This is a genomic window from Streptomyces sp. PSU-S4-23 (assembly GCF_055632315.1).
Genome location: NZ_JBVMUU010000002.1, coordinates 4775454 through 4787220 on the forward strand (window position 1 = coordinate 4775454; position 11767 = coordinate 4787220).

Sequence of the window (11767 nt, forward strand, 5' to 3'; positions counted from 1 at the left end):
CAAGGGGGCTGAGCGGGTGGTTGCACGTCGTGATTCCGCTGTGGGCGAACAGGCTCGCGATGAGGTTAATAAAACGGCAAAAACGACGCAAACGGCATCCGGTGGGACGTCGGTGAAGCGGCCTGCCGGGAAGACCGCCGCCGCCAGGGAGACCACGACCGCCGCGAAGAAGGCCACTGCAAAGGCCACCGCGAAGAAGGCGGCCGCCTCGAAGGCCGCGTCCGCCGCCGAGAAGACCGGGACCGCCGTCAAGAAGCCCACCGCGAAGAAGCCCACCGCGAAGAAGGCCGTCGGCAGGAAAGCCACCGCCAGGAAGGCCGCTCCCGTGAAGGCGATCGCCTCGAAGGCCACGATCGCCGTCCAGGGCAGCGTGCCCTCGAAGACCGTCGCCCCGAAGCCGCCCGGGAACGAGTCCCGCACCGCCCTCGTCCGCCGCGCCCGCCGCATCGACCGCGAGCTCGCCGAGGTGTATCCGTACGCCCACCCCGAGCTGGATTTCGAGAACCCCTTCCAGCTGATCGTCGCCACGGTCCTGTCCGCGCAGACCACCGACCTGCGGGTGAACCAGACCACCCCGGCACTGTTCGCCAGGTACCCGACTCCCGAGGACCTCGCCGCGGCCGACCCGGAGGAGGTCGAGGGGATCCTGCGCCCGACCGGCTTCTTCCGGGCCAAGACCAGGTCGGTGATAGGGATCTCCAAGGCCCTGGTGGAGCAGTTCGGCGGGGAGGTCCCCGGCCGCCTGGACGACCTCGTCAAGCTGCCCGGTGTCGGGCGCAAGACCGCCTTCGTGGTGCTGGGCAACGCCTTCGGCCGTCCCGGGATCACCGTCGACACGCACTTCCAGCGGCTCGTCCGCCGCTGGAAGTGGACCGAGGAGACCGACCCCGACAAGATCGAGGCGGCCGTCGGCGCGCTCTTCCCGAAGAGCGACTGGACGATGCTCTCGCATCACGTGATCTTCCACGGCCGCCGCATCTGCCACGCCCGCAAGCCGGCCTGCGGCGCCTGCCCGATCGCCCCGCTCTGCCCGGCGTACGGCGAGGGCGAGACCGACCCGGAGAAGGCGAAGAAGCTCCTCAAGTACGAGAAGGGCGGCTTCCCGGGCCAGCGCCTCAAGCCGCCGCAGGCGTACCTGGACGCGGGCGGGATCCCGGCCCCGCCGCTGGGGGCCGCCGGGTGACGGGCGTGTGCGCACGTGCGCTTCACACGGGGGAGGGGCACCTCCCGTCGGGCCGCGTGGCAGCACACCCGTACGGGGGACGTACGGAACGATCCGTGACCCCATGGGCGTTGGGACCGGCAGAACGGGGGTGGCGATGACGCACGCGAGCGATACGGATCACATGAGCGGCACGGACGGCGGTCGGCTGCGGCTGAGCACGGAGGGCCTGCCCGAGTGGCTCGGCCCCGTCGCGCAGGTGGCGGAGACCGTCGAGCCGCTGCAGCTCAGCCGCTTCCTGCCGCCGGAGAACGGAGAGGGGCGCCAGTCGGCCGTACTGATCCTCTTCGGTCACGGCGACCGCGGCCCCGAGCTGCTGCTGATGGAGCGGTCCGGCACGCTGCGCTCGCACGCCGGGCAGCCCTCGTTCCCCGGCGGGGCCCTCGACCCCGAGGACGGCGACCCGACGGCCGACGGGCCGTTGCGGGCCGCTCTCCGCGAGGCCGAGGAGGAGACCGGGCTCGACCCCGGCGGTGTCCAGCTCTTCGGCGTGCTCCCCAGGCTCTACATCCCGGTCAGCCGCTTCGTGGTGACGCCCGTGCTCGGCTGGTGGCGCGAGCCCAGCCCGGTGGGCGTCGTCGATCCGAACGAGACGGCACGGGTCTTCACCGTTTCCGTGGCGGATCTCACGAATCCGGCCAACAGGGCCACCACCCTCCACCCCAGTGGTCACCGGGGCCCGGCATTCCTGGTCGAATCGGCCCTCGTCTGGGGCTTCACCGCCGGTGTGATCGACCGCCTTCTCCACTACGCGGGCTGGGAGCGCCCCTGGGACCGCGACAAGCAGGTCCCGCTCGACTGGCGCGCATGACAAGGTTGCCCCCGTGCTGGGTTTTCTCCCGGGGCGCCGTGCCGTTGCCGCTGCCCGGCGGGCCGGGATCCCGGCCGGATGACGGCGACCGGAAAGTGACGAGGCGAGGCTTGAAGCAGTGAACGTGCTGGACATCCTGTTGCTGGTCGCCGCCGTGTGGTTCGCGATCGTCGGCTACCGCCAGGGCTTCGTCGTCGGCATCCTGTCGGTGATCGGTTTCCTGGGCGGCGGCCTCATCGCGGTCTATCTGCTTCCCTTCGTCTGGGACAAGGCGACGGGCGACCACAAGGTGAGCACGACCGTCGCCGTCGTCGCCGTGGTCGTGGTGATCGTCTGCGCCTCCGTCGGCCAGGCCCTGACCACCCACCTCGGCAACAAGCTGCGCCGCTACATCACCTGGTCCCCGGCCCGCGCCCTGGACGCCACGGGCGGCGCCCTCGTCAACGTGGTGGCGATGCTCCTGGTCGCCTGGCTGATCGGTTCCGCCCTCGCGGGGACGACGCTGCCGACGCTCGGCAAGGAGGTCCGCGGCTCCAAGGTGCTCCAGGGCGTCTCCCGCGCGCTGCCCGCACAGGCGGACACCTGGTTCGCCGACTTCTCCACGGTCCTCGCGCAGAACGGCTTCCCGCAGGTCTTCAGCCCGTTCGCGAACGAGCCCATCACCGAGGTCCGGCCCCCCGACCCGGCCCTCGCGAGGAGCGCGGTCGCCACCCGCGCGCGACGCTCCATCGTCAAGGTCATGGGCACCGCCCAGAGTTGCGGCAAGGTCCTCGAAGGCACGGGCTTCGTCTTCGACGACCGCCGGGTGATGACCAACGCGCACGTGGTCGGCGGGGTCGACGAACCCACCGTCCAGATAGGCGGTGAGGGCAGGAAGTACGACGCGAAGGTCGTTCTCTACGACTGGCGGCGCGACATCGCCGTGCTCGACGTGCCGGATCTGCGCGCGCCGGCACTGCACTTCACGTCCACGGACGCGGCCGGCGGCAGCAGCGCGATCGTCGCGGGCTTCCCGGAGAACGGGTCGTACAACGTCCAGCCCGCGCGCGTCCGCGGCCGCATCACGGCCAACGGCCCGGACATCTACCACCGTGGCACGGTCCGCCGCGATGTGTACTCGTTGTACGCGACCGTCCGCCAGGGCAACTCCGGCGGTCCGCTGCTCACCACCCAGGGCAGGGTCTACGGAGTGGTGTTCGCCAAGTCCCTCGACGACGCCAACACGGGGTACGCGCTCACGGCCGACGAGATCCAGCAGGACATCGTCCAGGGCCGTACGGCGAACCAGCAGGTGGACAGCGACAACTGCGCGCTGTGAACCCCAAGGGCGGGGCGGCCGCAGCCGGGTGAACGGTCAGCCGCGCGAGTGACGCAGACGTACCGAGACCCAGCGGGCCCGGCGGCGCAGAATGTGTGGAATGCCCACTCGGGGATCCGTGCCCGCCGACCGCGGGGCGCCCCTCTGGTGCGAGCCCGGACCAGTGGCCGAGCGGCGGTCGCGTGCTGCGTCACTGTAGTCGTGCGTCCAGCCCATACCCCGACCTCTGCCCCTGCCCCAAGGTCGATAACCGCCTCCGGACCCCTCAATTGGCCTATGCGGCGGGCATGTGGCCGCACGGGGAACAGGCGTTCCCCTCCCCGTATACCGGGCGCTTTCGGGCGGTCACCGACGGGACTCGGAGTCCTCCGGTCGACCGGCCGGTTCATGTCGGTCCGTAGCGTTTCGTGTCGTCCCGGCCGTTTCATGGCGTTCCAGCCGGTTCGTGCCGCCGTCCGTGTCGGTCCCGGTGGCCGCTCAGCGGTCGGGCTCGGGGTCCCTGAGCCAGTTGATCAGCTCGGAGGAGAACGCGAGGGGGTCCTCCTCGTGCGGAAAGTGCCCCAGCCCGTCGAACAGCCGCCAGCGGTACGGCGCCTCGACGTACTCACCGGACCCGGCCGCGCTCCTCGTCCGCATCACGGGGTCCAGCGAGCCGTGCAGATGCAGCGTCGGGACCCGTACGGGCCGCTTCATCCGGCGGTTGAACTGGATGCCGTCGGGGCGGGCCAGGGAGCGCACCATCCAGCGGTAGGGCTCGATCGAGCAGTGCGCGGTCGACGGGATGCACATGGCGCGCCGGTAGGTCTCCACGGCCTCGTCGTCCGGCGTCCGGGGCCCGGACCAGTCGCGGATGAGCCGACCGACCAGGGCCGCGTCATCGGCGGTGAGCCGGCGTTCGGGGATCCAGGGCCGCTGGAAGCCCCAGATGTAGGAACTCGCGGCCGTCTGCTTGACGTCACCGAGCATCGCCGAGCGCCAGCGCCGCGGATGCGGCATCGAGGCGACGACCAGGCGCCGTACGAGCTTGGGGCGCATGGCGGCCGCCGTCCAGGCGAGATAGCCGCCCAGGTCATGGCCGACGAGCGCGGCGTCGGGTTCGCCCAGGGACCGTACGACCCCGGTGATGTCGAGCGCGAGGTTCGCCGGGTCGTAGCCGCGGGGCGTGCGGTCACTGCCTCCGACTCCCCGCAGATCCATCGCCACGGCCCGGAACCCGGCGTCGGCGAGCGCGACCAACTGGTGCCGCCAGGTCCACCAGAACTGCGGGAAGCCGTGCAACAGCAGGACCAGCGGACCGTCGCCCAGTTCCGCGATGTGGAAACGCGCGCCATTGGCCGCGACATCCCGGTGCGTCACCTCTCTTCCGCCGGGCACGTCGAGCCGGACGACCGAGGTGGGTTGCGCCGAAGGAGTGGCAGGGTCCGTCATGAGGACGAGCGTGCCACAGCCTCGACCCCCGTGTCGGCCCGGCTGGGCTGACGGGGGTGCGGCTTGGCCTTCTGCAGGACCCCCGCGGTCTCCTTCATCGACGCGGCCACCTTCTGCGGGCCCTTGCTCCTCTTGGCCTTCTTCGCGAAGGCCACGCCGATGAGGGCGAGAATCCCGGCGACCAACACGTTCGCGGTGAAGGAGAGGAGGAAACAGACGGCCAGGTTCCAGCCGCTCCAGGTCCGAATTCCATACGCCAGTGCGAAGTTCAGCATGGGAAGGGAGAACAGCAGCATGGCTCCCGCGGCCGAGAACGCGCCACCGCTGGTCGCACCGCGCTTGACGTCCTGCTTGAGCTGGGCCTTCGCCAGCGCGATCTCGTCGTGCACCAGTGCGGACATCTCGGTCGTCGCCGAGGCGAACAGCTGGCCGATGCTGCGTTCGGCGCCGACCGGGCTGCCGTCGGGTGCGCTCATCGCGGTCTCCCTGCTCTCTGCGTACGTGCTCCGCGGATTGCTGCGGAGTTTTGTGGATGTGTCAGATCATGCCGGACGCTCCTTCTCCTCGCCTGCCCCGCCCGCCACTTCGGCAAGCGTGCCGTTCCCTTCCCGGCCCGGCGTGCCGTTTTCTTCCCGGCCCGGCGTGCCGTTTTCTTCCCGGCCGGGCGTGCGGTTCTCGTCCTCCCCGGGTGCGCCGTCCCCGGTGTCGGTGCGCGTCCCGCTCTCGGTGGACTTCAGCGCGGCGATCCTGCGGTGCTCGGCGGCCTTGCGCTCGTGGATCTCGGCCATGCGCAGGTGGTATGCGGGGTTGTCCTGCTCGTAGATGTCGGGTATGCCGTCGAGGTCCTCGTCCCGTTCCTCGTCGGCGCACAGGGCGCGGTACTTGGCGTTGCGTATCTTCAGCAGCGTGGTCGCGCACGCCGCCGCGATCAGCGATCCGATGAGGACCGCGGCCTTGACCTCGTCCATGAGCACCGCGTCGCCGTCGAAGGCCAGTTCGCCGATGAGCAGTGAGACGGTGAAGCCGATGCCGGCCAGGGAGGCGACGGCGAACACGTCGGCCCAGGCGAGGCCGTCGCTGAGCGAGGCCCGGGTGAAGCGGACCGTCAGCCAGCTGCCGCCGAAGATGCCGATGGTCTTGCCGAGGACGAGGCCGAGGACGACACCGAGCGTCTCCGGCTTGGTGAACACGTCCCCGAGCGCCCCACCGGAGACCGTGACCCCCGCGCTGAGCAGGGCGAACAACGGGACGGCGAGACCGGCCGACAGGGGCCGCACGAGATGCTCGATGTGCTCGCCGGGGGAGCGGTCCTCACCTTCGTGGCGGTGGCAGCGCAGCATCAGGCCCATCGCCACACCGGCGACGGTGGCGTGGATGCCGCTGGTGTACATCAGCCCCCAGACGACCAGGGCGAGCGGGACGTAGACGTACCATCCCCGGACGCCCGCCCGCAGCAGCACCCAGAACACGGCGAGGCCCGCGACGGCGCCCCCGAGCGCCACGAAGTTCACACGGTCCGTGAAGAAGACCGCGATGATCAGGATCGCGAAGAGGTCGTCGACGACGGCGAGGGTGAGCAGGAAGGCGCGCAGGGCGGACGGCAGGGAGGTGCCGATGACTGCCAGTACGGCGAGCGCGAAGGCGATGTCGGTGGCCGTCGGGACCGCCCAGCCGGCGAGGGAGCCGCCGCCGGCGGCATTGGTGACGGTGTAGACGACCGCGGGTGCCGCCATGCCGCACAGCGCGGCGACGACGGGGAGGACTGCCGTCCGAGGGTCCCGTAGTTCTCCGGCGACCAGTTCCCGCTTCAGCTCGATACCTGCGACGAAGAAGAAGACCGCGAGAAGCCCGTCGGCCGCCCAGTGCTCGACGGACAGGTCCAGGCCCAGGGCGGCGGGCCCGAGGCGGTAGTGGCCGAGGCTCTCGTAGCTGCCGTGCAGCGCGGGTACGTTCGCCCAGACCAGCGCGGCGATCGCACCGAGGAGGAGCAGCACACCGCCGACGGTCTCGGTGCGCAGCGCGTCCGCGACGAAGTTCCGCTCGGGCAGGGAGAGACGTCCGAGGAAGGTGCGGGCGCGGGGTGCGGCCACGGTGGGGACCTCCAGGTCGGGTGGCGTCATAAGGCCGTCACGAGCCTCGGACGACCTGCCGACCAGACTTCCCGGCACACCTTGGGTCCCCACTTTACCGGAGCCTTACCCGGCGGAATCGCTCGCATCAGGCAAAAGGTGCGAAAAGGGCGCCCGACGTATCGTCGGGCGCCCCATGTCCGGGTCGGGAACCGTCAGTCCTCGTTCGGCGCCGCCGGGAGCTTCGCCTGGATCAGGTCCATCACCGTGGAGTCGGTCAGCGTCGTGACGTCTCCGAGCTGCCTGTTCTCGGCGACGTCGCGCAGCAGCCGGCGCATGATCTTGCCGGAGCGGGTCTTGGGCAGTTCGGCGACGGGCAGGATCCGCTTGGGCTTGGCGATCGGGCCGAGGGTGGCTCCGACGTGGTCGCGCAGCTCGGCGACCAGTTTGTCGTCCTCGGAGGCGGTGCCGCGCAGGATCACGAAGGCGACGATGGCCTGGCCCGTGGTCTCGTCGGCGGCACCGACCACGGCCGCCTCGGCGACCGACGGGTGCGACACCAGGGCCGACTCGACCTCCGTGGTGGAGATGTTGTGGCCGGAGACGAGCATCACGTCGTCGACGCGTCCCAGGAGCCAGATGTCGCCGTCATCGTCCTTCTTGGCGCCGTCGCCGGCGAAGTACTTGCCCTCGAAGCGCGACCAGTAGGTGTCGATGAACCGCTGGTCGTCGCCCCAGATGGTGCGCAGCATGGAGGGCCAGGGCTCGGTGAGCACCAGGTAGCCGCCGCCTCCGTTGGGCACCTCGCCCGCCTCGTCGTCGACGACGGTGGCGGAGATGCCCGGCAGCGGCCGCTGGGCGGAGCCCGGCTTGGTCTCGGTGACGCCCGGCAGCGGCGAGATCATCATCGCGCCGGTCTCCGTCTGCCACCACGTGTCCACGATGGGTGTCCGGTCCGCGCCGATGTGCTTGCGGTACCAGATCCACGCCTCGGGGTTGATGGGCTCGCCGACGGAGCCGAGCACCCTGAGGGAGGACAGGTCGAACTTGGCGGGGATGTCGTCGCCCCACTTCATGAACGTGCGGATGGCCGTGGGGGCCGTGTACAGGATGCTCACCCCGTACTTCTGCACGATCTCCCAGAACCGGCCCTGGTGGGGGGTGTCGGGGGTGCCCTCGTACATGACCTGGGTCGCGCCGTTGGCCAGCGGCCCGTACACGATGTACGAGTGCCCCGTCACCCAGCCGACGTCGGCGGTGCACCAGTAGACGTCGGTCTCGGGCTTGAGGTCGAAGACGGCGTGGTGGGTGTACGACACCTGGGTGAGGTAGCCGCCCGAGGTGTGCAGGATGCCCTTCGGCTTGCCCGTCGTCCCGGACGTGTACAGGATGAACAGCGGCTGCTCCGCCTCGAACGCCTCCGGGGCGTGTTCGGCGGACTGCCGCTCGACGAGCTCGTGCCACCACAGGTCGCGGCCCTCGGTCCAGGCGACCTCCTGGCCGGTGCGGCGCACGACGAGCACGTGCTCGACGTTGTCCACGCGCTCGATCGCGTCGTCGACGGCCGGCTTGAGCGCGGACGGCTTGCCGCGGCGGTAGCCGCCGTCGGCGGTGATGATGACCTTGGCGTCGGCGTCCTGGATGCGGGTGGCGAGCGCGTCCGCCGAGAAGCCGCCGAAGACGACGGAGTGCGCGGCGCCGATGCGGGCGCAGGCCAGCATCGCGACCGCGGTCTCGGGGATCATCGGCATGTAGACGGCGACCCGGTCGCCCTTCCGGACGCCCAGCTCCAGCAGGGCGTTCGCGGCCTTGGAGACCTCGTCCTTGAGCTCGGCGTAGGTGATGGCGCGGCTGTCACCGGGCTCGCCCTCGAAGTGGATCGCGACCCGGTCGCCGTGGCCGGCCTCGACGTGCCGGTCGACGCAGTTGTAGGCGACGTTGAGCGTGCCGTCCTTGAACCACTTGGCGAACGGCGGGTTCGACCAGTCCAGCGTCTCGGTCGGCTCGGTGGCCCAGGTCAGCCGCCGGGCCTGCTCGGCCCAGAAGCCGAGCCTGTCAGCCTTGGCCCGTTCGTACGCCTCCGCCGTGACATTGGCGTTCGCGGCCAGCTCGGCGGGGGGCGCGAACCTGCGCTCTTCCTTCAGCAGGTTGGCCAGGCTTTCGTTGCTCACGACATCTCCCTTTCTCAGGGTGTCCGTTGTGTCCCAGGCCACAGCTCACCAGACCGGGGGGCTCGATGACAAGGGTCGGCCGGAAATTGGTTTAGACCTGTTGCGAGTCTGTCCTGAACAGCTCTCGTTTCGGTCACGTACGCACCACCGTCATGGTTCACCCGGCGACATGGCGACGCATCTCACACCCGGCACATGAACCCGGCCCGCCGGAGCGGTGGTGCGCGGCCGGCCGAGCGGGCCGCGCACCACCGTGTGTCATGCCGGGCTGCGCAGGTCCCCGGCCGCCCCGACCCTGCCGAAGACGTCCTCCTCCTCTCGGGCGGAGAGCAGATACGCCTGTGCCTCGCCCACGTGGAAGTACATTCCGTGCAGTTCCAGGGTGCCCTTGCCGAGCGCCCGGCTCACGGCCTCGTGCGCCCGCAGATGCTCCAGCTGCTGCACGACGTTGGTCAGGCACAGCTGCTCGACCGCGTCGGCCGGCTCCCGCCCGGCGATCCGGGCCCAGGCCCGCTCGTCGTCGGCCATCCGCCGGAGGCTGGGCAGCCCGTGCCGCAGCCACCGCTGGAGCGGGGTCCGCACGTCATCCGGCTCCGAGGCGAGGAGAGCCTGCATCGCCCCGCATCCGGAGTGCCCGCACACCGTGATCGAGCGCACCCCCAGGACGTCCACGGCGTACTCGATCGCCGCGGCCACGGAGTCGTCGCCGCTCTCCGCGCCGGGCAGCGGCACCAGATTGCCGACGTTGCGGACGACGAAGAGGTCGCCCGGACCGCTGGAGGTGATCATCGAGGTGACGAGTCGTGAGTCGGCGCAGGTGAGGAAGAGCTGCGACGGCCGCTGTCCTTCACGGGCGAGGCGGGCCAGCTCACTGCGTACCAGCGGCGCGGTGTTCCGCTGGAACGCGCTGATCCCGCGTGCGAGTCGCTGTCCGCCCGGTCCGGATGCGTCGGCCGGCCCGTCCGGATGACCGCCGGGCGGCGCGGTCGGCGGCCGCTCGCACTGGTGGTTGCGCCATGGCGTCCAGGGCCGGCAGCGGCACGCCGACGCCGCCGCGCGCCCCGGGCCTGCCTCGGAGGCGGGAGATCCCAGCGCGGACAGCGCGATACGCGTCCCGGTGCGGCCGGTGAGATCGACCGTGCCGCCGTGCGCGAGGTGCGTTCTCTGCCAGTCCTGCAGGGACTCGTACGCCGCGTGGTCCATGAACGATCCGTCCAGCTCCACGACGGCGTCCGCGCCCGCGGGCACCTGGTGCAGCGCCCGGCTGAGCCGGGGCACCGCGAGGAACGTCAACTGCCCCCTTACGCGTACATGGTGGGCTCCTTCGCTCTCCTCGTGGGTGATGCGGGTGTGGGCGAGGCGGTGCAGGGCGACGGCGACGGCGACGGCCACCCCCAGTGCCACGCCCTCCAGGACTCCCAGGAAGACGACGCCGAGTGTGGTGACGGCGTACACCAGCACCTCTCGGTGGCGGGTGACCGTGCGGATGTGGTGCAGGGACACCATCTGGATGCCGACGGCCATCACCAGCGCGGCGAGCGAGGCGAGGGGGATCAGCTCCAGCACTGGGACCATCAGCAGCGCGGCCACTACCACCCACACGCCGTGCAGCATCGTGGAGTTCCTGCTGACGGCACCGGAGTGCACGTTCGCCGTGCTGCGCACGGCTACGCCGGTGACAGGCAGCCCGCCGAGGGCGCCGGAGATCATGTTGGCGGCGCCCTGGCCGCGCAGCTCCCGGTCGAGGTCCGGGCGGGGGAGGCGCACCGTGCCGCGGAGGGTGGCCAGCTTGTCGACGGCGACGGCGGAGAGCAGGGACTCGATACTGCCGACCAGCGTGATGGTGAGCACGGCGGTCGCGATGCCGAGCACGGGGCCGTCGGGCAGCTGCGGCAGTGCGTGGCTGGACCAGGAGGGCAGATCCACGCGGGCCAGGTGCAGCCCCGCGAGTGAGGCCGCCGACGTGGCACCCACGACGGACACCAGGGCGGCCGGGATACCGCGCAGGAGGCGCCCGGCCCGTCCGGGAAGCCGGGGCCAGAGCAGCAGAAGGGCCAGGGTGAGCGCGCTCACCGAGACGGCGGCGGGGTGGAGGTGCGCCAACTGGGCGGGCAGCGCCCGGACGTTGTCGAGGACGGCGCTCTGCGGGGTGCCGCCGAGCACGATGTGCAGTTGGGCGACGGCGATGGTGACGCCGATGCCCGCGAGCATGCCGTGCACGATGGCCGGGCTGACGGCCAGAGCCGTTCGCGCCACGCGCAGGCAGCCGAGGCACAGCTGGGCGAGCCCGGCGAGGACGGTGACCGCGCAGGTCGTGCGCCATCCATAGCGGTGGATGAGGTCGGCGGTGACCACAGTGAGTCCGGCGGCGGGGCCGCTGACCTGGAGCGGGGAGCCGCCGAGCCGGCCGGCGACGAGTCCGCCGACGGCTGCTGCGACGAGACCGGCCTGGAGCGGGGCGTCGGTGGCGAGGGCGATTCCGAGGGACAGGGGGAGGGCGATCAGGAAGACCGCGATGGAGGCCGACAGGTCGGCGCCCGCGACGCGGAAGCGGCGGGGCCGGGGCGGCGGTGGGCTGTGGGGCTGGTGCGCGCGGTTGGTCCGAGTCGAGTCGGCGGCGCGGGCGGGGACGCAGGCAGACATGGTTCCCGTCTCCTTCTGTGCGGCGCGGTCGCGGAGGTGGTGGTCCCGGCTGCGGGGCCGGGGTGGGTCGCGGCCGTGGGTCACGGCGAATAGCGGCGGGATATC

The 11767-nt window shown here is 71.2% G+C and carries 9 protein-coding genes; 3 read left to right on the forward strand and 6 right to left on the reverse strand.

Going from position 1 to position 11767, the window contains the following annotated elements; translation table 11 throughout:
- Positions 1–112: 112 nt before the first annotated feature.
- The 3 genes from nth (at position 113) to ACZ79I_RS21965 (ending at position 3351) form a co-directional block, all read left to right on the forward strand.
- Positions 113–1183: an endonuclease III gene (nth, locus tag ACZ79I_RS21955; RefSeq protein ID WP_471499189.1), complete on the forward strand. Its 1071-nt coding sequence runs from the start codon at positions 113–115 to the stop codon at positions 1181–1183.
- Positions 1184–1319: 136 nt separating this feature from the next.
- Positions 1320–2033 carry an NUDIX hydrolase gene (locus tag ACZ79I_RS21960; RefSeq protein ID WP_471499190.1) on the forward strand — a complete coding sequence of 238 codons (714 nt, stop codon included), beginning with the start codon at positions 1320–1322 and terminating at the stop codon, positions 2031–2033.
- Between the two features lie 118 nt (positions 2034–2151).
- Positions 2152–3351 carry a MarP family serine protease gene (locus ACZ79I_RS21965; protein ID WP_471499191.1) on the forward strand — a complete coding sequence of 400 codons (1200 nt, stop codon included), beginning with the start codon at positions 2152–2154 and terminating at the stop codon, positions 3349–3351.
- 36 nt (positions 3352–3387) lie between these two features.
- On the opposite strand, the gene ACZ79I_RS21970 is transcribed toward ACZ79I_RS21965, so the two are convergent.
- The 6 genes from ACZ79I_RS21970 to ACZ79I_RS21995 form a co-directional block, all read right to left on the reverse strand.
- On the reverse strand, positions 3388–3567 hold the full coding sequence (locus ACZ79I_RS21970) for a hypothetical protein (protein ID WP_471499192.1): 180 nt from the start codon (positions 3565–3567) through the stop codon (positions 3388–3390).
- A gap of 261 nt (positions 3568–3828) precedes the next feature.
- Positions 3829–4779 (reverse strand): alpha/beta fold hydrolase, encoded by a 951-nt coding sequence (locus ACZ79I_RS21975; protein ID WP_471499193.1) that lies wholly within the window; start codon positions 4777–4779, stop codon positions 3829–3831.
- Positions 4776–5255, reverse strand: coding sequence for a phage holin family protein (locus ACZ79I_RS21980; protein ID WP_471499194.1), 480 nt, complete (start codon positions 5253–5255; stop codon positions 4776–4778). The genes ACZ79I_RS21975 and ACZ79I_RS21980 overlap by 4 nt, the downstream gene beginning before the upstream one ends.
- Before the next feature lie 66 nt (positions 5256–5321).
- Entirely contained in the window at positions 5322–6869 is a 1548-nt protein-coding gene (gene nhaA / locus ACZ79I_RS21985) for a Na+/H+ antiporter NhaA (RefSeq protein ID WP_471505131.1), read from the reverse strand.
- A 194-nt stretch (positions 6870–7063) separates the two neighbouring features.
- A complete protein-coding gene (gene acs / locus ACZ79I_RS21990; RefSeq protein WP_471499195.1) occupies positions 7064–9061 on the reverse strand; it encodes an acetate--CoA ligase in 1998 nt (665 codons plus the stop codon).
- Between the two features lie 216 nt (positions 9062–9277).
- Entirely contained in the window at positions 9278–11662 is a 2385-nt protein-coding gene (locus tag ACZ79I_RS21995; protein WP_471499196.1) for a SulP family inorganic anion transporter, read from the reverse strand.
- Between the last annotated feature and the right edge of the window lie 105 nt (positions 11663–11767).